Origin of the sequence: Rhizobium sp. CF142 (assembly GCF_000281145.1) — a bacterium.
Taxonomy (GTDB): Bacteria; Pseudomonadota; Alphaproteobacteria; order Rhizobiales; family Rhizobiaceae; genus Rhizobium.
Genome location: NZ_AJWE01000095.1, coordinates 1 through 22,685, shown reverse-complemented (window position 1 = coordinate 22,685; position 22,685 = coordinate 1). Strand labels below are relative to the sequence as shown.

21 protein-coding genes are annotated in these 22,685 nt (G+C 60.6%); 12 read left to right on the top strand and 9 right to left on the bottom strand.

What is annotated here, in order from left to right; genetic code table 11:
* Window positions 1–342 precede the first annotated feature (342 nt).
* Window positions 343–1,170, top strand: a complete 828-nt coding sequence (locus PMI11_RS19980; protein ID WP_157179659.1) for a hypothetical protein — start codon at window positions 343–345, stop codon at window positions 1,168–1,170.
* 347 nt (window positions 1,171–1,517) lie between these two features.
* Here PMI11_RS19980 and PMI11_RS19975 read toward each other — a convergent pair whose 3' ends face one another.
* Complete coding sequence (locus PMI11_RS19975; RefSeq protein WP_007820582.1) at window positions 1,518–2,426, bottom strand: alpha/beta fold hydrolase; 909 nt, start codon at window positions 2,424–2,426, stop codon at window positions 1,518–1,520.
* Window positions 2,427–2,503: 77 nt separating this feature from the next.
* Here PMI11_RS19975 and PMI11_RS19970 point away from each other — a divergent pair, with 77 nt between their 5' ends.
* A complete protein-coding gene (locus PMI11_RS19970) occupies window positions 2,504–3,100 on the top strand; it encodes a TetR/AcrR family transcriptional regulator (RefSeq protein WP_007820580.1) in 597 nt (198 codons plus the stop codon).
* A gap of 12 nt (window positions 3,101–3,112) precedes the next feature.
* Here the strand turns inward: PMI11_RS19970 and PMI11_RS19965 are convergent, their stop codons facing one another.
* Both PMI11_RS19965 and PMI11_RS19960 read right to left on the bottom strand, forming a co-directional pair.
* Window positions 3,113–3,280 (bottom strand): hypothetical protein, encoded by a 168-nt coding sequence (locus PMI11_RS19965; protein WP_007820578.1) that lies wholly within the window; start codon window positions 3,278–3,280, stop codon window positions 3,113–3,115.
* A 58-nt stretch (window positions 3,281–3,338) separates the two neighbouring features.
* Window positions 3,339–4,577 (bottom strand): alpha-D-ribose 1-methylphosphonate 5-triphosphate diphosphatase, encoded by a 1,239-nt coding sequence (locus tag PMI11_RS19960; protein WP_007820575.1) that lies wholly within the window; start codon window positions 4,575–4,577, stop codon window positions 3,339–3,341.
* A 315-nt stretch (window positions 4,578–4,892) separates the two neighbouring features.
* On the opposite strand from PMI11_RS19960, the gene PMI11_RS19955 reads away from it, so the two are divergent.
* Window positions 4,893–7,706 carry an ATP-binding protein gene (locus PMI11_RS19955; protein ID WP_007820574.1) on the top strand — a complete coding sequence of 938 codons (2,814 nt, stop codon included), beginning with the start codon at window positions 4,893–4,895 and terminating at the stop codon, window positions 7,704–7,706.
* Window positions 7,707–7,872: 166 nt separating this feature from the next.
* Entirely contained in the window at window positions 7,873–8,868 is a 996-nt protein-coding gene (locus PMI11_RS19950) for an alpha/beta hydrolase (RefSeq protein WP_157179658.1), read from the top strand.
* 102 nt (window positions 8,869–8,970) lie between these two features.
* On the opposite strand, the gene PMI11_RS19945 is transcribed toward PMI11_RS19950, so the two are convergent.
* From PMI11_RS19945 to PMI11_RS19935, 3 genes are all read right to left on the bottom strand, one after another.
* Window positions 8,971–9,540 (bottom strand): GNAT family N-acetyltransferase, encoded by a 570-nt coding sequence (locus PMI11_RS19945; RefSeq protein WP_007820569.1) that lies wholly within the window; start codon window positions 9,538–9,540, stop codon window positions 8,971–8,973.
* A 79-nt stretch (window positions 9,541–9,619) separates the two neighbouring features.
* A complete protein-coding gene (locus tag PMI11_RS19940) occupies window positions 9,620–10,270 on the bottom strand; it encodes a pyridoxamine 5'-phosphate oxidase family protein (RefSeq protein WP_007820568.1) in 651 nt (216 codons plus the stop codon).
* A 140-nt stretch (window positions 10,271–10,410) separates the two neighbouring features.
* Window positions 10,411–10,608 carry a hypothetical protein gene (locus PMI11_RS19935; protein WP_007820567.1) on the bottom strand — a complete coding sequence of 66 codons (198 nt, stop codon included), beginning with the start codon at window positions 10,606–10,608 and terminating at the stop codon, window positions 10,411–10,413.
* Window positions 10,609–10,801: 193 nt separating this feature from the next.
* Here PMI11_RS19935 and PMI11_RS19930 point away from each other — a divergent pair, with 193 nt between their 5' ends.
* Complete coding sequence (locus tag PMI11_RS19930) at window positions 10,802–11,272, top strand: hypothetical protein (protein WP_037071742.1); 471 nt, start codon at window positions 10,802–10,804, stop codon at window positions 11,270–11,272.
* Between the two features lie 72 nt (window positions 11,273–11,344).
* Here the strand turns inward: PMI11_RS19930 and PMI11_RS19925 are convergent, their stop codons facing one another.
* Entirely contained in the window at window positions 11,345–12,232 is an 888-nt protein-coding gene (locus tag PMI11_RS19925; protein ID WP_007820565.1) for a LysR family transcriptional regulator, read from the bottom strand.
* A gap of 115 nt (window positions 12,233–12,347) precedes the next feature.
* On the opposite strand from PMI11_RS19925, the gene PMI11_RS19920 reads away from it, so the two are divergent.
* The 4 genes from PMI11_RS19920 (at window position 12,348) to PMI11_RS19905 (ending at window position 16,958) form a co-directional block, all read left to right on the top strand.
* Window positions 12,348–12,704 (top strand): hypothetical protein, encoded by a 357-nt coding sequence (locus PMI11_RS19920; protein ID WP_007820564.1) that lies wholly within the window; start codon window positions 12,348–12,350, stop codon window positions 12,702–12,704.
* A gap of 477 nt (window positions 12,705–13,181) precedes the next feature.
* A complete protein-coding gene (locus PMI11_RS19915) occupies window positions 13,182–15,791 on the top strand; it encodes an autotransporter family protein (protein ID WP_007820563.1) in 2,610 nt (869 codons plus the stop codon).
* Window positions 15,792–16,003: 212 nt separating this feature from the next.
* Complete coding sequence (locus PMI11_RS19910; protein ID WP_007820562.1) at window positions 16,004–16,372, top strand: hypothetical protein; 369 nt, start codon at window positions 16,004–16,006, stop codon at window positions 16,370–16,372.
* Window positions 16,373–16,433: 61 nt separating this feature from the next.
* The gene (locus PMI11_RS19905) at window positions 16,434–16,958 is read left to right on the top strand and encodes a hypothetical protein (protein ID WP_007820560.1); all 525 of its coding nucleotides are present in this window, start codon (window positions 16,434–16,436) and stop codon (window positions 16,956–16,958) included.
* Here the strand turns inward: PMI11_RS19905 and PMI11_RS19900 are convergent.
* Entirely contained in the window at window positions 16,955–18,460 is a 1,506-nt protein-coding gene (locus PMI11_RS19900) for a MocR-like pyridoxine biosynthesis transcription factor PdxR (RefSeq protein ID WP_007820558.1), read from the bottom strand. The two genes, PMI11_RS19905 and PMI11_RS19900, sit on opposite strands and share 4 nt — an antisense overlap.
* 133 nt (window positions 18,461–18,593) lie before the next feature.
* On the opposite strand from PMI11_RS19900, the gene PMI11_RS19895 reads away from it, so the two are divergent.
* The 3 genes from PMI11_RS19895 (at window position 18,594) to PMI11_RS19885 (ending at window position 21,820) form a co-directional block, all read left to right on the top strand.
* Window positions 18,594–19,214: a C39 family peptidase gene (locus tag PMI11_RS19895; RefSeq protein ID WP_007820557.1), complete on the top strand. Its 621-nt coding sequence runs from the start codon at window positions 18,594–18,596 to the stop codon at window positions 19,212–19,214.
* A gap of 77 nt (window positions 19,215–19,291) precedes the next feature.
* Window positions 19,292–20,359: a D-alanine--D-alanine ligase family protein gene (locus PMI11_RS19890; RefSeq protein ID WP_007820554.1), complete on the top strand. Its 1,068-nt coding sequence runs from the start codon at window positions 19,292–19,294 to the stop codon at window positions 20,357–20,359.
* A 240-nt stretch (window positions 20,360–20,599) separates the two neighbouring features.
* Window positions 20,600–21,820 carry a hypothetical protein gene (locus tag PMI11_RS19885; protein ID WP_037071738.1) on the top strand — a complete coding sequence of 407 codons (1,221 nt, stop codon included), beginning with the start codon at window positions 20,600–20,602 and terminating at the stop codon, window positions 21,818–21,820.
* A 27-nt stretch (window positions 21,821–21,847) separates the two neighbouring features.
* Here PMI11_RS19885 and PMI11_RS19880 read toward each other — a convergent pair.
* A partial coding sequence (locus PMI11_RS19880) for a TPR end-of-group domain-containing protein (protein ID WP_007820550.1) occupies window positions 21,848–22,685 on the bottom strand: 838 nt, incomplete at its 5' end.

Here is a 22,685-nt window from a genome sequence, read left to right as displayed (position 1 = left end):
ACGCCCGACCTCATTTTGAGGGAAGCTTTGCGCCGGGGCGGCCAGGGCGAAATGAATTGGATTAGAAGGACATCGAAATCAGACGAAGGGGCGGTGAAATATTATCAGGAGAATATACTTGCCGCACGTCAGGCAACAGCGATATTATTCTCTCTATTGTCTCGGTTCTATAATGACGCCACGCCTAGGTGCAGACTGCGTAGGTGAACCATGCCTATCAGACGACTACGAATAAAGCGATCAATAAGAAGAATGCTTCGCCGAAGGCGAAATACCCTTCTTGCGCTAAAGTCTAAAAACTCAGTGATTTTACATTCAATTTCGTCGATTGGAGTAGGCTTTTTGGCATGCGTAGCCATCAGTAAAGGAATTCACCAAAATTTCCCAATGTTAGAATCTTTTCTTTCTCCAATTATGTCATCCACGGAGCTTCTTACAGAGAGATTTTTTCATTATTCTTCATTATTATTTGACAGGGGAACAGAAGCAAACTTAGTCGCAATTGAAGCTTTTTATTTTGCGTCAATGTTTATGATGTTAATATTTGCGTTAATTTCAAATCTGCTGATTGCAACAATGATCTTCCTCGTCGTTATAATCTCCATTTCCACCATATCTATATCGTTAACAGGAAGAAAAGAGCTTATAATATTTGTTCCATTAGGGATTTTAATTTCCGCCATTCTTGCGAGCACACCGTGGATCGCCGCTGATCTATTCCGGTCCGCCGTGCGAAGTCTCAAAGATCTGCTGCAAAATCCCATTGTGATCGCGTGTGCCATAGCGCTTGGTGTCTGGAGTACCGTTTCCGCCGCGCGTTCACATAAGTATGATCCCGATCCGGTTACGGAAGGCGCCAAGAAAGCATGGAAATTCGCCACGGGAAGTACAGAGGACGAAGTCGTCAATTTGCTGAAGAAAGCGTGCTCGGAATCGATCAAATTACCACCGAGTTTTCCCCATTGGGTAAAATTATGGCTGATTCTTGGAGTGTTGAGCGCAATTGACTACTTTGTCTTGCCGGGAAAAGGCGATCTGGCATTCCTTAAACACGTCTCTATATTATCTATTGTCTTATTATTAGAGTTATTAATTGTATTAGAGGTAGTATCATTTATTGTCCATACACGACGGAACAGAATTGAAAAGCAGAAGGAAACTGAAAACTAGCCGGCTCGCGTCGCGGCCGATTGGGGTCGAAAGCGGCCTCGCAGTTGGCCTCCACCTTGCGCCACACGCCATCCTTTACGCCCACCCCACACCTTGCCCCTCTCGCAAACTCCCCGCCCAAAAACCTCCGCAAATATCCGCGTCCCCATATCAGCCTCCTCCTCGGAAAGTCGGGAAGACCCAAACAGCAGCCACGCCGATCCACTCGGCCATGCCATCACCCTGCAGCAATCGGCGGCACTCGGGCGCGGCGCTGCATTCCGATGGAGGCGTTACGCGGGCAGCAGCCATGAGACAGCGACAGAAGGCAGAAAGGGGGCGAGCCCTGCCCGCCCCTTTCTCAGGCTTCACTTGCCTGATATCGAGTCCCTGAAGTCTGCCAGGTCGTCGTTGAAGCGCGGCGCTTCCTCCAGGAATGGCGCGTGCCCTGAGTCAGCGTAGATCTTCGTCTGAATTGCCGGATTGAGCGCCCGAGCTCGCGCAATGCTCGGCTCGACGTTGACCAGAACGTCCTTGTCGCCATAGAGCAGCAGAACCGGCACGCGCGCCTTGGGCAGGCCTTCGGCGGCGGAAACGGTCATCGACGGAACGGTCCGCGTCATGGTCCACGAGGCCATCGCCGCGTTTGACAGCAAGCGTTCGAAGGTTGCCGTGTCGGGCTTTATCTCAAAACACAGGGCCAGGAAGGTTTTCACCGCATCGAGGTGCACCTTCAGCTCATCCGAGGCCATGCCTGCATAGACGTCAGGATGCGATGTGATCAGCGCGGCATTGAGTTCGATGACGCCGTCCACATAGACGACAGCGGCAATGCCGTCGTCTCCATAGGCGGCAAGATAGTTTGAGATGACGACGCCGCCAAGCGACCAGCCGACGAGAACGGGCTTTTTCGCACCCGTCGCCTTCAGGACTGCCGAGAGATCGTCCGCCCAGCGACGCCCATCACGATAGGCTTCGGCATCATCAGGCTTGCCCGACAGGCCGTGGCCGCGCATGTCGTAGCTGATCAGCCGATAGTGCTGCAGTTTGGGGCTGCTGACCTGCATGTCCCAGTTCAGATGGCTGCCGAGCAAGCCGTGGATGAAAACGATCGCCGGCCCGGCGGGATCGCCCGATTCCTGAACCGCGATCTCGACGCCATCAGGCGCCTTCACCGTGTAATTCTTCTCCGCGGCCGCTGCCTGAAAAGACAGGGCCATGGAAGACAGGCCCATCAGCAGGACCACCAGCCAAATTCCGCGCACTATCAGTTTCATGCCAAAATCCTTATGTTTAGTGATCACTACAAACTAACGGCTTGCCTTTTGCTGTCAAGCAGTCTTTAGTGATCGCTATGGATAAGGTTGTGAAAACACGCCGCCGCGGCCCGCGGACCTTCGACAGGGATCAGGCGATCGACATCGCCATGCGGCTCTTCTGGAGGCATGGATACGAGGGCGTCTCGCTGAACGATCTGACGGCCGCAATCGGCATCGCGCCCCCAAGTCTCTATTCGGCTTTCGGCAGCAAGGCGGGGCTCTACCGCGAGGCGCTCGACCGCTATCTCGGCCTGCCGCGGGCGTTGCAGAACATCAAAGCCACCGCGACCCTTCAAGAGACGGTCGAAGCCATGCTTCACAAGGCGATCGATGCCGTGACCGACCCCGCGGCAGAGCGCGGCTGCATGATATCAAGCGGCATGATCCAGTGCGGGCCTGATCATGCGGAACTGGCGCGCGAACTGGCGGAACGCCGAAACCAGATGCGTGACATGATTGCAGAGACGCTCGGGCGCTGGCTCGATCGGGAACGCGCCGTCTCGCTCGCCCGCTATCTCGTCGCAGTCCTGCAGGGCCTGTCGATCCAGGCACGCGACGGCGCTTCGCGGCAGGAGTTGCGGCAGGTCTCGAACGAAGTCATCGCCGGCGTGAAGGCCAGAGGCTTCAGCTAGGCGCCAGCGGCTTCATTCCCTCCCCGTATCCTTGTCGCCATCAGACGTTTTCGCCTTTCCGGGCGAGCGCAGATTGCCGAAGCCCATATAGTGGTCGGCGTCGGATGTGTTCCATTTGCCGACCAGATAGATGATCGCGATGGCTACGACGAAAATGAGCAGGACATAAAGCGTTTCCATATCTGCGATGTAGCGCGCAGGATTGGATTGCAAAGCTTTCGGCGTGGCGTCGCCGCTATCAGGCCATGACCAGCTCGCCCGCAGGCGCTGCGCGATAGGCTTCCCGGCCGCCGACCCAAGTGCGGCGAACGGCGGGTGCGGCACCATCTGGCCAATCGACCAGCACGAGATCCGCGCGCTTGCCGACTTCGATGACGCCGCGATCGGCAAGACCGGAGGCGCGCGCCGGATTATCAGAGACGAGCGGCCAGAGCGCATGCAGCGGCGCCACGCCATCGGCCTTGAGCCTTGCAAGGCCGAGCAGCATCGCAGGATAGTAATAGTCGGAGGCGAGAATGTCGCAGAGCCCTTCGCGGATCATGTCAGCCGCGCCAATCGAGGCCAGATGGCTGCCGCCGCGCGTGGCGTTGGGTGCACCGAAGACGATGAAGTCGCCGGCATCGCGGGCAGCCCGCGCCACCCGCCGGTTCATCGGGAATTCGCAGATCCTGGCGCCGCGGAGGCGGAAGAAATCGCGCGTTTCGATCTGGCTGTCGTCATGCGACAGCATCGGTGCGCCGGCGGCCTTTCCGAGTGCTGCCACTTCGTCGATTGCATCAGGCACCTGCGGCCGGCGCTCCCACATGCTGCGCACGAGCGCCACCATGTCGGCCACCGGGATTTTCGCCCGCTTGGCGCGCTCCCCCATCTTCTCGGCGAAGGCAGGCGTTTCGGGATCCACGATCGGGAAGGCCGGATCGAGATCGAACGGCCGTTCCTGCAGCGGGATCGATGGATGCAGCATCACCATCGACGTATGGTCGTTGAAGGCAATCGACGGCAGGCGCGGACCGGCAAGCGCCTCGCGGATGAGGTCAACAGCCTCGAAGCAGAAGGTCTCCCAGCGCAGCTGGACGCGATTGTCCACCGTCAGCCGGGGCGTCAGCGCGTCGAGCGCACGCACGATGGCGTAGCCGGTTTCCACCGACCGCAGCCCCGGCTCCCAGCTCAGCGTCAACGCATGATAGGCGGTCGCGATGCCGTTGGCGGCAAGCTGGCGATCGGTTTCGAGCAGCGCGGCAGCCACCGGCAGCATGGTACCGGGCCGCGGCATGACCTGCCGCTCGAAGGCGTCGCCGTGAATGTCCACGAAAGCCGGGCCGAGCAGATGGCCGCGTCCATCAATACGATCCGCCCCGTCGCGCGCGCCGTCGATACCGGTGATCCGGCCGTCTTCGATACGCACGGAGGCGGTCTCCAGACGGTCGCCGAAAACCACGGTTGCGCCCTCGATAATCACTGCCGGATTGTTCTGCATGGGTCTCATTCCAGGAAAAAGATGAGGCGCAGCAGCTGAATCAGCCAACAGGCTGCGCCGGCCGCCGCTTCTAACCAGCGGATATGACAAATTTGCGAACATCGCTGTGCGCCGGCATTATTTGATCGCATGCGGCGGCGCTCGTTCCTTCTGCCGCAGTCCGCGCTCCTGCTCCCGGTGGAAGCTGCTTTACGGACATGTCTGCGAATGGCACGCTCAATGACAAGGCGACGCCTCGGCAGTTGCTGAACCATAATCCGGGATTCGATCCGTTTGCATTCCTTCGCGCGGATCAGAGCAAGCAGCGTTGAATTGATGGCCAAGCAGTCGGAAAAGATCGGGTCGCCGCAGCGCAAACAGCGCAAGGGTGCCCCCGTCCGGTCTGCGCTCGTCTCCCGGTCTGAATTCCTGCAAGGCCGGGATCGCGACATTGCCCTGATCGATCAGATGATCGCGCGGATCGACCAGGGCGGATCGACGCTCGTGATCAGCGGCGAGCCGGGGATTGGAAAATCCGCGCTCCTCGATGAGGCCAGGCATCGGGCCTGCGAGCGCGATCTGACGGTCTTGAGCATGACCGGCGTTCTGGCCGAGGTTCATCTGCCCTTCGCAGCGCTCGAGCAGGCGCTCCGCCCGCTGATGAAGGAGGCCGTCAACCTGGTCCCCCGTCAGCGATCTGCTTTGTTCTCCGCTTTCGGCATGCATGACGACACGGGCGCACCCGACATCTTTCTGGTGGCGCTCGCGGCACTGTCCCTTCTGACGGAAAGTGCTGCGCGCAGGCCCATCCTGCTCATTGCAGACGACGCCCAGTGGCTGGACGAGGCGACCTATGAGGTGCTGGCCTTCATCTCCCGCAGGCTGAGTTCGGATCCTATCGTCCTGTTCGTGGCCATGCGCGATGGCTTCGACCGCCTGTTCGGCGACCCCTCCCACCTGCGGCTTCGGCTTTCGGGGCTAAGCGAAGCCGACGCCGGGCACCTGCTGGACGCCCATGCGCCCGATCTTTCGGTCGATCTGCGCAGTCGCTTCCTCCAGGAGGCCGCGGGCAATCCCCTCGCCCTCCTGGAACTGCCGCGCAGCAAGCGAGATATCAGGGATACGACATGGCTTCCGCTGACGGAACGCCTAGAACGCGCCTTCTCGTCCCGTCTGGCCGATCTTCCCGCGGCAACCCGGATGCTGCTGTTCGTAGCGGCGGAAAACGACGGGACATCGCTCCACGAAATCCTGCGCGCCGGCAAAGCCCTATTGGGCGAAGAAGTGGATGTCAGCGCTCTGACGCCGGCCATTGCCGCCAGGCTGATCGACCTTGACGAAACGGAGGTGCGGTTCCGGCATCCGCTGGTGCGTTCGGCGATGCACCAGGCGGCAGATCTGGCGACGCGGCACCGGATTCATGCCGCCCTTGCCGCGATCGTTCATGAAGAGCTGGACCGGCATTTATGGCATCGTGCGGCGGCAACGATCGGACCGGATGAGAAACTGGCGGGCGAATATGATGCCATGGCAAGCCGGGCCTTGCGCAAAGGTGCCGTCGCCATGGCAATCGAGGTTCTGGAAAAGGCGGCGGCGTTGAGCAGCACGCCGAGAGCCAGGAGCGACCGTTTCCTGCGTGCCGCCGAGCTTGCCGCCGATCTCGGCCAGCCGGACCTGCTGGAGCGCCTGCTGCGCCAGGCCAATATCAGCGAGCCTGATCCTGTCGCATCGGCGCGGATCGGCTGGTGCCGCGAGATGGGCCAGCCTCCGATGGTCAACGATCCCGCGAAAATCCCCAGTCTGGTTGGCCTCGCCGCTGAGGCCAATGCTGCCGGCGCCACGGATCTGGCAAGCAACCTGCTCTGGCGCGCCGCGCAACGCTGCTGGTGGAGCAATGCGGAGGCGGATCTTCGCAAAAGCATCCTGATGGCGGCAAACAGGCTCGACTTGCCCGACACCGATCCACGCCTGATCGCGATATCCGCCTACGTCGAGCCGCTTCATCTCGGGGGCGAGATATCGGGCAAGCTCCAGCAGCTTGCCGGCAGGAACGGCGGCAACCCGGTCGCGGCGCGCATTCTCGGCAGTGCGGCCAATGTCATCGGCGCCTTCGACCTCGGCGTCGGTTTGCTTACCTATTCGGCTGCCGCGCTGCGCGATCAGGGGCGGCTCAGCGACCTCGCGCGCGTGCTTTTTGCTCAAGCCTGGGCGGAAATGGAAGTCGGCGACTGGACGGGCGCGATGCGGGAGGCCGAAGAATCCGTTCGCTTCGCCGAAGAAACGGGAGGAACGCTCTGGATAGCCGCGGCCACGATCGTCAAGGCGAGGCTTGCGGGCATGATGGGCAATCTCGACCAGTCACAGGCCTATGCGGCCCAGGCAGAACGCCTGGTCGTCTCCGTCGGCGCGAGTTTCCTGCTGGCAATGCTGCAGATTGCGCGCGGCACGGCCGCCATCGGCGCAGGCCGGCATTGGGAGGCCTATGAGCATCTGCGGCGTCTTTTTATCCCTGCCGACCCGGCTTTCAATTCCGGTCTGCAATTCTTCGGTCTTGCTGATTTCGTGGAGGCCGCAGTCTTCTCCGGACATGCCGAAACGGCCGAGGAGGTGATCGAGGAGATGCAGCGTGTCGCCGGTCCGTCGCCAGTGCCGTGGGTCGAAACGATGCTGTCCTATGGCAAGGCACTGCTCGCAACACCTGCGGAGGCCGAGCGGTTCTATCTGCAGGGTCTCGGGCCGTGCGCAAGCAAATGGCCTTTCCTGAGAGGGCGCCTTCTGCTGGCCTATGGCATATGGCTGCGCCGCCAGCGCCGGTCCGCCGATGCGAGAGCGCCTTTGCGCGAGGCCCGTGACATCTTCGATGCGCTGAGCGCCCTGCCCTGGAGCGAGCGTGCGCGCGAGGAACTGCGCGCTTCGGGAGAGGCGAGCCGCAAGCGAACCGAATATGTCTGGGAGATGCTGACCCCACAGGAGCTGCATATCGCCCAGCTTGCTGCCGAAGGTCTGTCGAACAAGGAAATCGGCGCGAGGCTCTATCTGTCGCACCGCACGGTCGGCTACCACCTTCACCGCATCTTTGCGAAGACCGGCGTCACGTCGCGCTCGGCGCTGCGTCCCATTCTGACCGACGCCGTCAACCCCAAAAGCTGACCACCGACCAGTCACCGGACTGGCCACCAGTCACCAGACTGGTCATTTGACAGAAGCGGAAGCTCCTCGCCGAGGGCTACCAATGCGGCTGCGTGCAACCTTCCCGGAGAGAAAGACCGTGAAACTCTTGCCCCTACTCGCAACCCTCAGCCTCGGAGTAACCCTCATGATTCAGCCCGCTCAAGCGGCACCGGACGCTGCCACCGACCCGCGGATCGACCCCCAGATCCGCGCCTTCCTTGCCGAGATCAACAAGGATCCGAGCCCGTTCTGGGAACTGCCACAGCCGAAGCCCCAGGAGATCCTGACCGGACTTCAGAACATGACGCCGGTCGACATGTCAGGCGTGACCACGACCGAGCAGACAATCACCCAGGATGGTCTGAGCGTGAAGATCTACATCATGAAGCCCGAACACATTACCGGCAAACCCGGCGTGCTGCTCTTCATTCACGGCGGCGTCTGGATCGTCGGCAATTTTGAAAACCACCAGCGCCTGCTGCGTGATCTCGTGGTCGGCTCCGGCCAGGTCGGCGTCTTCGTCGAATATACGTCCCTGCCGGAGGCACGCTTCCCGACGCAACTCGATCAATCCTATGCCGCGCTGAAATGGGTGGCGGCCCACGCCGGTGAATTCGGCGCGGATGGCAGCAGGATCGCGGTTGCCGGCAATTCGGTCGGCGGCAACATGACCGCGGCCCTGACGCTGATGGCCAAGGACCGCAACGGCCCGAAGATCAGCTTCCAGGCCCTTCTCATCCCCGCAACCGATGCCAGCGTCGATACGGGCTCCTATCACGAATATGGCGAGCAGCGCTTCCTGGCGCGCGCCTTCATGAAATACGGCTGGGACCTCTACGCGCCCGACGCCAAGACCCGCGACAACCCCTATGTATCGCCGCTGCGCGCCAGCATCGATCAGCTCAAGGGCCTGCCGCCGGCACTCGTCATCACTGCGGAGAACGACCCGCTGCGCGACGAGGGCGAGGCCTATGCCCGCAAACTGAAGGAAGCCGGCGTTACCGTGGCTGCGGCCCGCTACAACGGCACGATCCATGACTTCGTGCTGTTGAACGCGATCCGCAATGTGCCTTCCACGGAAGCCGCGATCGAACAGATCAGCGACAATCTGCGCCGCTATCTCGAACCCGCAACGCATTGATCGATGCGGCGACGCGGCGGCCATCAGCGCGCCGCGTCGCTGACTTGCATCCTTGCCTGTCCCAGGTGACGGTCCCGGTAGTTCGAAGAAAGACGGAAGGCTCTAGACCAGTGGAACCTTAAAAAACAGCTTCTGCTGCTCCGGCCTGTCTGAAGGATGGGGCGCGCGTCGCACCAGCTTACCGCCAACTCGCTCTATGACGGCCCGGGAAATGAGGTTCTCCTCGTTGCAGAGAATATCGAGTTCACTCAGCCCCCGGGATTTTGCGAACTGGAGCAGCGCATCGAGCGCGGCTGTGGCGTAGCCCCGGCCTTGTTTCCAGGGCACCACCGAGTATCCGACATGTCCCGGGATGCTGTCGGGGACTGTCCAGCTAACGGGTAGATAGCGCAGGTCGATCTTGCCGCAGAACTCCCCATCCCAAATCCAGAACGTGTGATTGGTGAGCGCCATGGCCGTATCGCTGATCTGCCGTTCGGCCGAAGCATGTCTCCCCATCAGCTTGTCGAGATATGCCGCGGGATCATTACGAAGGTTCTGGAGTTCGGCTTCGATGAAGCCAGTATCTCCAATGCGCCGCGGGTCGGGCGACCAGCCCTTCGCCAGCGCCGCTTCATACCCCGAGAGCTTCTCAAGGTCCGGCATGACCAGGATTGGGCGTCCGTCCAACATCCAAATTCCAACCAACTCGAATAGACCTGCCAGATCGCAGCCGCGGTTCAGCCGATACCACCCGTCCAGTCAGGAGCCGTCAATAGAGCGACTTCCTGTAGGCGTCTTCGAGTTCGTCATCTATCCTGCGCATTTCGATATCATCGGTCGGAGCGCCCGTCGTCTGATCCAGCATGATCTTTGAAAGCGAGGGCATCTCGCTGCGATCCTGAAAGTGCTCCGGGTTCCACAGATGAGAGCGCCTGAATGCCTTGGCGCAATGCAGGAAGACCTCACCCACCTTGACCAGTATCGCGAGCTTGGGCACGCGTTCGCCGACACCCATATCCGCGAGGATATCAGGATCGGTCACCAGCCTGGCCTCGCCATTCACGCGAAGCGTGTCGTCAAATCCCGGAATGATGAAGAGCAGTCCAACGCTGGGATTGGTGAGAATATTGGCCAGCGTATCGAGGCGATTGTTGCCCGGCCTGTCCGGGATCGCCAATGTGTGCGGATCGAGGATTTTCACGAAGCCGACCGGGTCGCCGCGAGGGCTGACATCGGCCTTGCCATCCTGGTTCTGGGTGCCGATGCACAGGAATGGCGATCGCCTGATAAACTCCTGTGCGTGCCTGTCGAGCGCGCCCATACACTTCTGAGCTGCCAGAGCATGCGTCGGTTGAAACAGTTCTCGAAGAGCCTGTTCATCCCTCACGACAAATTTTGGATCGACACTGAACGCCTTCATTCCATTTTCCTCCCGCAGCCCCCTGTCGGACGGATCGCGTCCCACGTCATGATGTACGTACCTCAGATTTGAGGCGTTCGTCAAGCCGCGGTATCCTGGGGAGCGAAGTGGGTTCGTGAACGCAGGTATCTGCCCTGCCCTCAGTCCCCGTCTCTCGCAGCGCTAACGGCAACCGTCATGATTTCTCCCGCATCGTGACATTGTTCGGTGTGCCCCACCAGTGCAGGCAGATCAAAGACCTCGTAACGAAAGGAATGAAGTGCCAGCTTGCCGTCCGCTCCCGGCTTGCCGGGTACGGCATATTGCTCGGCCTCTATGCTCGGCTTGCCTCGGGTCATTGCGGGCTCCTTCGTCTGCCCGAGGGAAAGTAAGTGCGCTCTTCCTGCGCAGCAAGCAAAAGCCGCCTTCTTCGGCAGTCGAGTGACGGGAGCGTCATTGCGGTCACCGCCAAGTTCCCTATTCTGCGAAGTTGCAGAGTCAGGAAAACAGGTCTCGTTTCAGCCGGAAATTTACGACAAAAGGAATGAAAGAATGCCGATCGTTCTTGTTCGTGTTTTCTGGAATATCTTCTGGCGCTCGATTGTTGTTCTGGCGCTGAATGCCGGCATCACCTACGGAATATACGCATCGGCATATTCCCTGTTTGTACAAACTGAATTTTCCGTCAAGTTTCGGCTGTCGCTATCGCTCCTGCCGGCTGCCATCATATTTGCAGCCTTGGCTGCGCAATCCAGCCTCGTTCAAAACCTCTTGTTCGAGCGCCGATCGTTGCTGTCATCGTCGCAATGGCGACAGACCTATCTCGGATTATCCCTGTGCTCGTTCGTCAGCGTGATAATCATCGGCACGACAGCGCCGTTCCTGGACACGGCGGCCTGGTTATCTCTCCGGTCATTGCTGCCATTGGCGTTGTTCTCGATCTTTTGGGTTGGAGCGGCCATCTGGCATGCGCAATCCGTACATAGCCGTCGCATGTCGCAGAGCATGGGCAGACAGTCCTGAGGTTCGGCGGCAACTGCTCCTGCAAGAGCTGCATAGCAGCCTGCCGAATGGATCAAAGCGCCCATGAACACCTCATGCGCTGAACAGGTTGGCGGCCATATAGTCGACGAAGGCCCTGACCTTGGGTGACAGATACCGGCTGCTCGGCCAGAGAACCCTGAAGGTTCCCGTATCGTAAAGATGATCGTCCAGCAGCCGGACGAGCTTGCCTTCGGCTATCTCCGACGCCACGGCGAAGGGCGGAAGGCAGGTGATGCCGAATGAGCGTTCGGCAAGGTAGATCAGCGGCTCCAGCGTGCTCGCCACCGTGGTCACCGGCAGATCGAGCTTGACCGCAATACCGTCGCGCACCAGCGGCCAGGGTTCCAGCCTGCCGGAATTGGCGAAGCGATGGTGCAGGCACCGGTGATCGAGCAGATCCTCAGGCACATCAGGACGACTATAGGTCGCGAGATATTCGGGCGAGGCCACGATCACGTGCCGGAATGTGCCGAGCTTCCGGCTCATCAGTCTCGTATCCCTGACATCCCCGGTCCGGATGACCGCGTCGAACCCCTCCTCGATGACATCGACAAGACGGTCGGTGAAATCGAGATCGAGATTGATCTCCGGATAGGCTGCCATGAAGGACGATATGGTCGGCATGAGAAGCATGCCGGCGAGCGGCAGGCTGACACGCAGCTGGCCCCGCGGCACAGAATGCGATCTCGAAAGCCTCGCCTGTACCTCCTCATATTCGGCCTGAATGCGTCTGCATGTTTCGAGGAAGAAGCTGCCCTCCTCCGTCAGGGCCATGCTGCGGGTCGAGCGGTTGAACAGGCGCACGCCGAGCTCTTCCTCCAGCCGCGCGATCGCCTTGCCGACCGCCGAGCCCGAGATTCCCAGGCGATGCCCGGCGGCCACGAAACTGCCGGCCTCCGCGACCTGAATGAAAATGCCTGTCGTGCCGAGCCTGTCCATTGCGGAAAAAATGTCCGATCTGTTGAGAATAGCGGCCCATTTCTCCGATATTTCTCGTCCGATATCCAGACCCTGCCGCGGCCATTTCGTCCGTGCGCCTCAAATGGAGATCTTCATGACCACCAAAACGATCGCCGCCTTTGCGGATGCCCCCGCTCCCACCACCTTTATCGTCAACGTCATTCATGCCCATCCCGGAAAGCAGGAGGAAGCCTTCGAGATCATCCAGGACGTGGTGCATTACGTCGCCGAGCGGAAGGAAGGTTTTCTCTGGAGCAGCCTGGCGAAGAGCAGCGATGGCCTGACGGTCGTCAACATCGAGGCGATCCAGGAAGCGGGCAATGTCGGCGAGTTCTTCTCCGATCCCGCATTCGCCGAAAAATTCAAGCGGCTGGACACGGTCTCCAGCAGCGAATTCCACACCTATACGGTCGCAGACCTCGTGCTCCCGAAGCGCGAAACGGCCGGGTGAGCCCAGCGCAACCGCGGCGTCGCGTGTGAAGGTTTGGATCGGTGAAGCATTCGCCTGTCATATCAGCCATATCGCGACACCACGCACGCATGGAGCCGCCAACAGCCACCCCTAGATATCAGGAGGGTATGCGGATGAGTGGTAAACACAATTCGTGACTGATTTATTCTCGCTTAGGTTGCTCTTTTGGGCCTTCCTGAGCGAGCTGCTCTTGTTACCGTCCATGCCATCAGGTGATTGCCGGCGGCAATGCATAAGAGCTTAACCTATTGATTTTGATTCATTTCACGAATCATCTATAAATTACGACCAGCAAACTCTCATTTCCAACCCGCCAGAAATTGTTATTTGTCAAATTTAGCAGGTACGATACGGAAATGCAGAAAAGCAACTTTTCCCTGTAGTCGCCTGATTCCGACGCATGGCGAACACACATTTCAAAAGCAGCATTGTATTTATCGATTTATAGGGGCGGGTATGAGCTACGGTGTTATCGGCACGGCTATTTTCAGGAAAGCAAAACTGTTTGCGAGCGTGAGCTTTGTGGCGCTGACGATGGCAGGCGCGGTCTATGAGCCCGCTTCGGCAGCGACCTACTTCGCCAGCAACGAGACGGAACTGCGCGACGCCATTACAGCGGCGAACACAGATGGCGATAGCAGCGCAATCATCAAACTGACATCTACGTTCCCGCTCAGCGGCGCACTCCTTCCGACCCCTGCCAAGCCGATCACTATCGACACGCAGGGCTTCAATACCGGCAATCTCCAGTTCAGCAATACCGGCGGCCAAACACTAACCCTCGAAGGTTCACTCCTGGGCGGTACCGGTCAACGCGGCATTGTCATTTTAAGCACCACGCCGTCAGTTCTGATCAATAACGGCTTAATCGTAGGCGGCCCCGATGGGACGTCCACGACGAGCACCGGCGCAAATTTGAGCGCCACTACGTTTATCAACAACGGCACCGTCACCGGCGGCTCGAATTCCGGCGCCGGAAGCGGCGGATATGGATTTCAAAGCCAGCGTGGAACCAACACCACCAACAATGGCCTCATCCAGGGCGGAAGCAGCGCAACCGGCAATGGCGCAGCAGGTGTCTTTCTGGGTGGCGTTGCCGGGGCTCTCAACACTTTGACAAATAATGGCACCATCCGTGGCGGCAATGGTGTCAACGGCGCTGTTTTCAGCGGCGAAGGCGTGCATATGCGCAACAACGGATTTCTCATCAACAACGGCACGATCGAAGGTGGCAGCAATGCCTATGGCGTGACCGTTCAGATGGTAGACGGCACGATCATCAACAGCGGCACCATTCGTGCCGGTGCGGGCATGGCGGATGCCATCGTCACGTCCAATCCGGCCTCCAACATGATCCTGGAGCTTCACGCAGGCTCCAACATCATCGGCAATGTCGTCGGCAATACCACGTTGTCAGATACGCTGCGGCTTGGCGGCACGGGCAGCGACACATTCGACGTGTCCGCGATTGGCGCGGCCGCGCAATACCGGAACTTCGACACGTTCGAAAAAACCGGCACCAGCACCTGGCTGCTGACGGGCATCGGCACGGCGGCGACCGACTGGACCATCTATGACGGCACGCTGCTCGTCGGCGACCATAGCGCGCCTGCCAGCGTCATCGGCGATATCACCAATTTCGGCACGCTCGGCGGCAGCGGCACGATCATTGGCGACGTCACGAGTTCCGGCACCGTCGCCCCCGGCAATTCCATCGGCACGCTGACGATCACCGGAAACTATACCGGCAATGGCGGCACGCTCGCGATCGAAAGCGTGCTCGCCGGCGATGCCTCGCCGACCGACCGCCTTGTCGTCACCGGCAACACCTCGGGCACAACCAGCGTCAAGGTCACCAATCTCGGCGGCGGCGGTGCACAGACCGTCGAGGGCATCAAGATCGTCGATGTCGGCGGCACCTCAGCCGGGACATTTTCGCTGCTCGGCGACTATGTTTTTCACGGCGATCAGGCCGTTGTCGGCGGCGCATACGCCTATCGGCTCTACCAGAACGGTGTCTCGACCCCGGCCGACGGCGACTGGTATCTGCGCTCGGCCCTGACCACGGACCCTGCCCTGCCCGCAACGCCTCTCTACCAGCCGGGCGTTCCCCTCTACGAAGCCTATCCGCAACTGCTTCTCGGCCTGAACGGACTGTCGACGTTGCAGCAGCGACTCGGCGACCGCTATTGGCCTGGGGATGGCACGGCGGCGTCGGCCAAAGGCCCTGACAATGTCTGGCTGCGCACCGAGGGAACGCATGCCGGCATCGAGCCCGACAGCAGTACCACCGTCGACAGCTACGACTACGACATGTTCAAGCTGGAGGGCGGTCTCGATGGCGAGCTCTACCAAGACCGGGGCGGCCGGCTGATCGGCGGCCTCACCGTCCATTACGGCACGATATCAGGCGATATCGACTCCCTCTACGGCAATGGCACTATCGACACGACAGGTTTCGGGCTTGGCGCGACAATCACCTGGTATGGCGACAACGGCTTCTATGTCGATGCCCAGAGCCAGGCCACCTGGTATGACAGCGACCTCAAATCCGATCTCGTCGACGGCGCCATGGAGAGCGGCAACAACGGCTTCGGCTATGCGCTGAGCCTGGAGACCGGCAGGCGGCTTGCAGCCTCAGGGCCATGGTCGATCACGCCGCAGGCGCAACTCGTCTATTCCTCTGTCGACTTTGACACGTTCAACGACCGGTTCGGCGCACGCGTGTCGCTCGATGACGGCGACAGCCTCGTCGGCCGGCTCGGCGTGGCGCTCGACCGCGAAGAGAGCTTTCAGCGGGCCGATGGGCAGACGGCACGGGCGAAGATCTACGGCATCGCCAATCTCTATGGCGAATTCCTTGACGGCGTGGCGGTCGATGTTTCCGGCACCGGTTTCGAAACCAGGAACGATCCCGTCTGGGCAGGCCTGACGCTTGGCGGCTCCTACATCTGGAACGACGAGCGCTATCAGCTCTATGGCGAGATCGCCGCGAAATCCTCGCTGAAAGACTTCGGCGACAGCTACGCCCTCAGCGGCACCGCCGGCTTGCGCGTGAAGTGGTGAGGGCTGGGCGTTCGCCTGGCCGCATCATGGTGGTGACGGCGCAAGCGACCGGGAACTGGCAATTTCTGAACCGCGACATGCGCACCAATAAGCCCCCCTTGCGGCTGCACTTTGCGACTGGGCCGGGCATCACTTTCAGCGTGTAATAACGATCACGATCCGATACATCTAAGGCGTTTCTTTTTTGAACAGCTATTTAAAGAGGTAGATTGATGCATTCACCGGTTCATACGCTTCTTTACACCGTACTTGTTGCTTCTGTTGCATTGACCGTCAATGCTACCGGCACACTCTCCGCCTCCGCCGAAAACGGAAACATCATTTCCAGTCAGATGCTGAAATGTCTGAAGCTTCCGGCAAATGCCCCGAGCGCTTATGACATGCAGGCCGTCGTAATCCTCAAGAATGGATCTGCCGACTTCGTATCCATCAATTTCCGCACAATGCCATCCGAATGGGAGAAAAACGCAGCCCCTGCAATCGGCGATGCGATTACCGACTGCGAGCCCTATGGCTCGATCTCCGGCAAGTTCGAATTCGCTGTCACCCCGGAACTCGTTGGCGCAGCAGCGAAAAACTGAGCATGCGCCGGGTTGGCCGGGAAGAGCGAAACTGAGCACTGACAAGGATGACGAGCGCGTAATGAAATTCGATATACACGTCGCTCTATCTTTTATTGCTTATTTCTTCTTTGCTCTCATTCTGTTTGACGACATCCTCGCGCCATTGGGGTTCATGACGGTAAGGTATGATGGCCTGAACCTCCCCTACTGGAAAACCATCGTAGCCGGTTGTTTCTTCATAGCGGCGATGTGCTTCCTGGCCGCGTCCTGGCCGCCTTTCAAGTTACCCTACAAAATTCTGATCTCTGCCATCGTTGGCGTGTCTCTGTCGGTATTCTCGGTGGGAAAATACGCAGACCGCGTGAGACACCAGAAAATTGTCGAATTCAATGCCGACGTAGCTTTCGAGAATTCATTCTTCCGTTCCCTTAAAGAGGCCCCGGTCGAATTTCAGTTTTACCTGCACGCTGCGGCATTGAAAAACTGCACACCATATGCATGGAGCTATCGTCTGATGGCATTTTACGAACTGGAGCCTGATGTTGCCGTTAACGTGCTCCCGGACGAGTGGGTGAAACGCTGCTCGATTCACAGGAGCAGCTAGCGGTCTCGGCAAAACGTACTCCCACCCTCAAAAACCTCCGCAAGCACCCAAGTCCCCATATCCGCCTCCGCCTCCGAAAGTCCGGAAAACCCAAACAGCAGGCGCGAGCGATCCGTCGAGACCACATTCATCCGCGACAACGGCATCACCACGACACCCTTCCTCAGCGCCGCAGCGGAGACGGCGGTATCATCGTCCCAACTGCCCGCGCTCCTGACCGTGAGGTTGATCCCCTGATCCGGCAACAGCACCGCCACATGCTCCGCCAGCCGCTCCCGCAGAAACCCGGCCAGCATGTCGCGCGAGGCCCTGAGCCTTTCCCGCAATCGCCGCAGATGCGCCGGAAAATAGCCCTCCTCCAGAAAATCGGCGATCACCCGCTGCTGGAAGCTCGGCGGGCAGCGGTCGACGGCGGGGCGCACGGCGCGGAAGGCGGGCACGAGGTCGGCGGGGACCACGAGATAGCCGATGCGCAGGCTCGGCAGCAGCGCCTTGCTGAAGGTGCCGGTGTAGAGAACGCGGCCTGCCTTATCGAGGCCGTGCAGCGAGGCGATCGGGTGGCCCTGGTAGCGGAATTCGCTGTCGTAATCGTCCTCGATGATCCAGCAGTCGTTCTCTTCGGCATAGGCGAGAAGCCCGAGACGGCGGGAGAGCGAGAGGACGGAGCCGACCGGATACTGGTTGGAGGGCGTGACGTAGAAGGCAGCGGGCGGCGGGAGCGTGCCGTCGAGTAGCCTGCTGATGTCGATGCCATCACGATCGACCGGCAGGCCGACGACCTCGATGCCATTCAGCGCCAGGCATTGCCGGGCCGGCGGATAGCACGGGTCTTCGACGACGGCCGTATCGCCTGGTGTCATCAGTACGCGGAAGGCAAGGTCGAGGGCCTGCTGCGTTCCAGCGGTGATGAAGATCTGGTCGGGGCTGCAGCGCACGCCGCGCGAGACGGCGAGATGGGCGCTGATCGCCGCTCTCAGCGCATATTCGCCCTGGATATCACCATAACCCTCAAAGGCATAGTTCATGTGCCTGACAGCAATGCGGTTCAAAAGCCGCGCCGTGCGCTCGTCATGGGCGATGCGGCCGGTGACGAATGGCAGCGCCTTCTGCGGCTCGAGGCTCGGTCCGCGTGTGAGGATAGCTGTCGCGGCGGCCGAGACGCCGCGGCGGATCGCCTGCGCGCTGCCTGCGCCTGATGGATCGATGCGTGCCGCGCCCTCAGGGATGGACGAGGCAATATAGGTGCCGGAGCCGTGGCGGGCGACCGCAAAACCCTCAGAAATCAGGATCTCATAGGCCTCGGCAATCACACCGCGCGAGATCGCCCATTCCGCCGAGGCGAGCCGCGTCGAGGGCAGCCGTTGCCCGCCCGTCAGCCGCCGCTCAGTGACGGCGTTGCGCAGCGACAGATAGAGCTGGCGCGGCAAAGGCGCTGATGACGACGGATCGATCGTGGGCCGGAAGGAAGCCGATGGCCCTTCGCGTCTTCTCGTCAGTGCCATGAAAGTTCCCCAATGGCTGGTTCAAGTGGCCCACCCGCGACAAGCAAAGTGGATCTTCAAAACTGCACAAGATTGCATTTAGATTGAGCCACTTTCAAGCGGATTCGCAATCGCAGTGCCTGACGGAGACGACATGAACCGACCGAGCCTCGACGTGCCCTATTTCAGCCAGTGGGAAACATCAGAGATGACCCTGCCGGTGCTGGCCGAGGGTGCGGCTGCCCTGCATCGCGATATCAGGTGGAGGAATTCCGGCGCCGAGACGATCGAGGAATATGCGCGCTGGGCGGTGAATGTCTGCGGCATGGCCTGCCTGAAGATGATCCTGGCCGCTCGCGGCGAGGCGCATCCGATCCTGTCGCTCGCAAGGGCCTGCACCAGCTATGGCGGCTATGTGGTCAACGAGGCGGACGCCTCGATCAAGGGGCTGATCTATGCGCCCTTCGTCACCTTCGTGCGCGAGCGCTTCGGGCTTGCGGCCGATGTGAGGACGCAGGTGCAAGCGGAAACCATTCCCGAGATCCTCTCGGGACACAGCTTCTTCATCGCCTCGGTCAGCAGCGCCATCCGCTGGCCGGAGCGCGAACCGCCTGGCAAGGGCGGCCATCTGGTGCTGGTGACGGCGGCCGATGAGGAGAGCGTGCGCTTCCACAATCCCTCCGGCCATGACCGCGCCAGCCAGGCCGATGTCATCCTGCCGCTTCCTACCTTCGACCGCTTCTTCGCCAACAGAGGCATCGCCGTCGGCTTCTGAAGCGTTCTTTCCGCGCAATTCCGAACGCAAAACCGCTGCACAGTTTTGCTGGAATTGCATTGACCAAGGAGATTTTGATGAGCCCCTCCCCATCCAGGCTGCGCATTGCCGTGCTTTTCGGCGGCCGTTCCAGCGAGCACGATGTTTCCATCATGTCGGCGACCAATGTCATGCGCGCCCTCGATCCGGAACGCTATGACGCCCTGCCCGTCTATGTGAGCAAGGACGGGCGCTGGCTGCAAAGCCGCTTTGCCGATGGCGAACTCGACAAGCCCTCCTCCGGCACCGAGCTTTGCCTCGTGCCCGGCGGGCGTGGACGGTTGCTCGCGATCGCGCCCGATGGAAAGGCCGCCGAGGCCGGCAGGATCGATATCGTCTTCCCGGTGCTGCACGGCCTGCATGGAGAGGACGGCGCGGTCCAGGGCCTTTGCCAGGTGGCGCGCGTGCCGCTTGCCGGCTGCGGCATTCTGGGCTCGGCAACGGCGCTCGACAAGGATATCGCCAAGCAGCTCCTGAAAGCCACCGGCCTGCCCGTTGCCCGCTCGGTGACGCTCGATCAGGAAGCGCCGCCCACACTGGAAACGCTGGAAGCCACGCTCGGCCTGCCGCTCTTCATCAAGCCGGCCCGGCAGGGCTCCTCGGTCGGCGTGCGCAAGGTCTCGGGCAGCCAGGAATTCGCCCCCGCCCTGACAGAAGCCTTCAGCCATGACCGCAAGCTCATCGCCGAGGAATTCATTGCGGGCCGAGAGATCGAATGCAGCGTGCTGGAAGATGTCAAAGGCGGCCTCTTCGTCTCCCGCCCCGGCGAGATCGCGCCCGCCGAAAGCCACGGCTTCTACAGCTACACCGCCAAATATCTCGACGAGAATGGCGCTGCCCTGAAAGTGCCCGCCGAGCTTCCCGCCGATGTCGAAACCAAAATCCGCGACATGGCCGCCCGCGCCTTCCGGGCGCTGGGCTGCGACGGCATGGCCCGCGTCGATTTCTTCCTGATGGAAGACATGCGCTTCGTCGTCAACGAGGTGAACACCATTCCGGGCTTCACCAATATCAGCATGTATTCCAAGGCCATGGCCGCGAGCGGCGTTGCTTACGCCGAGGTCATCGACCGGCTGGTGGAGCATGGGTTGGCGCGAGGGGCGTGAGCTCCGAGTTCAAGAAAAGGCCCCTCCCACCTGTGGGGAAGGCCTTCATTCGATCCGTCGCCGCGGTTGTCGCCGCATCGCTCCGCCCATGGATGTGACTATTTCGACCATGCACAACTTTAACGAGCCAACTGGCGAATTGTTAATGCCAGGCTGCTAACACCCGCCATCAGTACAATGATGGATTGACACATGCGGCCAAAAACCGATTGCAGATCTCCGGGTTCGAAGCCGGATTATATGACCCTTGGCGTGCTGGCCGGACTCGTTTTCTTCGCGGTCGGATCATCGTCGCTTCGGGCGCAAGATGAAGCCGTTGCGCCAATCACTGATAATGCCGGAACCGTCGGCGAACGGGTGCAAGCGGCGACCGAGGCGCTGGTGAAGATGTTCGATTTCGGTGCGGATCTAAGCCCGAAAACGCTCATCAAGACCTTGCCTGGCGACTGGGCGATGTTGCCGCCGGATCACGGCCTGCCCGCAAACAAACTGAAGACGTGGTGCGCCTTCAATCGCATCAATCTCAAGCAACCCGATCCACGCTATCCGATCTTTGACGGTCTGATGGGCCGGGAGGGCAGCGCCAGGCGATTTGAATTGCGCCTGTCCGTCGGTGCGGCCCTCTATTGGATCTCCAATGTTCAGGATGAGATGCATGTGATGGGCTATGACAAGCCCGAAGCCACTGAAGTAGCCGGCACGCGGCGCAACCTGGTCATAAAAAACAGCGTTCAACAGGGCGAGGCCTTTCCGGTAAACGATGATGTGGTCGGCTTTATCAATCCCGCCACCTCCACCACACCGACTTTTCTCGTGCGATGCCCGGGTGAGCCCGAGGATGCGGCAAGGACCGAGCAAAATATGCAGACCGTGAGCACGATCGCAGAAACAATAGCGCAACGGGCTGCATCTTTGTCATATTCCCCGGATGGGTCCGTTCCCTTCGTCAGCAAGATGCAGGGCAGCTGGACATTGGTTGATGAACCCGCCCGACCCGACGTGCGAAACAAAACACTCGCTGACCTGTGCCATATCCGCCGCGTCGAGATGCGGCCGGACCATCAGCCTCTGCCGATCCTGACCGCGCATGTCGCCGACACGTCTTCCGAGCAGGATCGCCCGGCGCCGGCATCAGAGGATGAATTCGAATTGCGGCTTGCCGGTGACGGTGAACTGTTGCGGGTGGCCCTGCATGATCCGCTGGACGCGGTGAAACAGGATCCCGAAGGCTTTCGCGTTCCACCCGCTGCGAAAGACGACATGGTGGCCAAACGCCGCCAACAGGCCGCCGTTCAGCGCTACCGCCAAACGGCATTATCCTTCGTATCGCCGGTGACACTTACCTCGATCGACGACGACACGTTCATTGAAAGCCCGAAAGCTCCATGGGGTCAGGCTGCCGGCTACGACGGTGGGCCTGGTGCATTCAAACGCTATTGGTTGCGATGCCCTGAAAACTGACCTGCGGCAATTGTCATCGTGCCCGGGTCATGTCGCAGTCGGCGAAACCTGATCCCGAAGATGGCCCCTCGCCGCAAGCATGATCTGAGAAAACCGCGGCAGCGGCCGCAGGCTGTCCAGGTCGTTGTCGTTTTCCATCCATACCAGCAGTTCCGGGCTCATCTTCGGTGCCATGCGCTCGAGCACATCGAGTGCGGCTTGCGCATCGCCGCTGATCGCCCAGGCGCAGACGAGGTTTGACTGGAGCTGCATATTGTCAGGCTCCAGCAGGCTGGCGCGCGATGCCCATTCGCGGGCCCGCTCGCGATCGCCGAGCAGCGCAAGAATGCCGGCCCCATGCCCGATCGCGCCGCTATGGTCGGGCTCGGCGGCGACGATGCGCTCGATGCGCACCAGCGCGCGGCGGCAGGCGTCGAGTGCTGCCTTCTCGTCGCCCTTGCCCTGGTAGCACTGGATGACCATGGCGGCGGCATTATAGTCTCCGGGCGCAAGTGCGGCGGCCCGCTCGAAATGGCCTATGGCATCGTCGTACCGGTGCTGCATGATGAAAGTGCGCCCGGCGGCGACATTGGCGGCGTAGTCGTCAGGGTCGAGCCGCAGGGCGATGGCACACTGGCGTTCCGCCTCCTCGAACTGCCCCCTGTAGAGATAGAGCAGCGCTTTTCCGGCATGGGCGGTGGCGAGCTCGGGATCGAGTTCGAGGGCACGGTCGATTTCGAACTCGCCCGTCTCCGCGCCGCCGGCGCTGCGCCTCTGGCGATTGAGCGTTTCCCCGAGAAGCGCCCAGGCCCGTGCGTTGCCCGGCTCCAACTCGCACACGCGGCGGCAGAGGCGGATGATCAGCGGCAGGTGTCGCTCCGAGCCG

Coding starts and splice junctions, on each gene's coding strand:
- PMI11_RS19895 (WP_007820557.1), top strand. CDS start 18,594: ATGAACCGACCGAGCCTCGACGTGCCCTATTTCAGCCAGTGGGAAACA.
- PMI11_RS19955 (WP_007820574.1), top strand. CDS start 4,893: ATGGCCAAGCAGTCGGAAAAGATCGGGTCGCCGCAGCGCAAACAGCGC.
- PMI11_RS19905 (WP_007820560.1), top strand. CDS start 16,434: ATGAAATTCGATATACACGTCGCTCTATCTTTTATTGCTTATTTCTTC.
- PMI11_RS19930 (WP_037071742.1), top strand. CDS start 10,802: ATGCCGATCGTTCTTGTTCGTGTTTTCTGGAATATCTTCTGGCGCTCG.
- PMI11_RS19915 (WP_007820563.1), top strand. CDS start 13,182: ATGAGCTACGGTGTTATCGGCACGGCTATTTTCAGGAAAGCAAAACTG.
- PMI11_RS19885 (WP_037071738.1), top strand. CDS start 20,600: ATGACCCTTGGCGTGCTGGCCGGACTCGTTTTCTTCGCGGTCGGATCA.
- PMI11_RS19925 (WP_007820565.1), bottom strand. CDS start 12,232: ATGGACAGGCTCGGCACGACAGGCATTTTCATTCAGGTCGCGGAGGCC.
- PMI11_RS19950 (WP_157179658.1), top strand. CDS start 7,873: ATGATTCAGCCCGCTCAAGCGGCACCGGACGCTGCCACCGACCCGCGG.
- PMI11_RS19970 (WP_007820580.1), top strand. CDS start 2,504: ATGGATAAGGTTGTGAAAACACGCCGCCGCGGCCCGCGGACCTTCGAC.
- PMI11_RS19975 (WP_007820582.1), bottom strand. CDS start 2,426: ATGAAACTGATAGTGCGCGGAATTTGGCTGGTGGTCCTGCTGATGGGC.
- PMI11_RS19920 (WP_007820564.1), top strand. CDS start 12,348: ATGACCACCAAAACGATCGCCGCCTTTGCGGATGCCCCCGCTCCCACC.
- PMI11_RS19945 (WP_007820569.1), bottom strand. CDS start 9,540: ATGTTGGACGGACGCCCAATCCTGGTCATGCCGGACCTTGAGAAGCTC.
- PMI11_RS19890 (WP_007820554.1), top strand. CDS start 19,292: ATGAGCCCCTCCCCATCCAGGCTGCGCATTGCCGTGCTTTTCGGCGGC.
- PMI11_RS19960 (WP_007820575.1), bottom strand. CDS start 4,577: ATGCAGAACAATCCGGCAGTGATTATCGAGGGCGCAACCGTGGTTTTC.
- PMI11_RS19910 (WP_007820562.1), top strand. CDS start 16,004: ATGCATTCACCGGTTCATACGCTTCTTTACACCGTACTTGTTGCTTCT.
- PMI11_RS19965 (WP_007820578.1), bottom strand. CDS start 3,280: ATGGAAACGCTTTATGTCCTGCTCATTTTCGTCGTAGCCATCGCGATC.
- PMI11_RS19900 (WP_007820558.1), bottom strand. CDS start 18,460: ATGGCACTGACGAGAAGACGCGAAGGGCCATCGGCTTCCTTCCGGCCC.
- PMI11_RS19935 (WP_007820567.1), bottom strand. CDS start 10,608: ATGACCCGAGGCAAGCCGAGCATAGAGGCCGAGCAATATGCCGTACCC.
- PMI11_RS19940 (WP_007820568.1), bottom strand. CDS start 10,270: ATGAAGGCGTTCAGTGTCGATCCAAAATTTGTCGTGAGGGATGAACAG.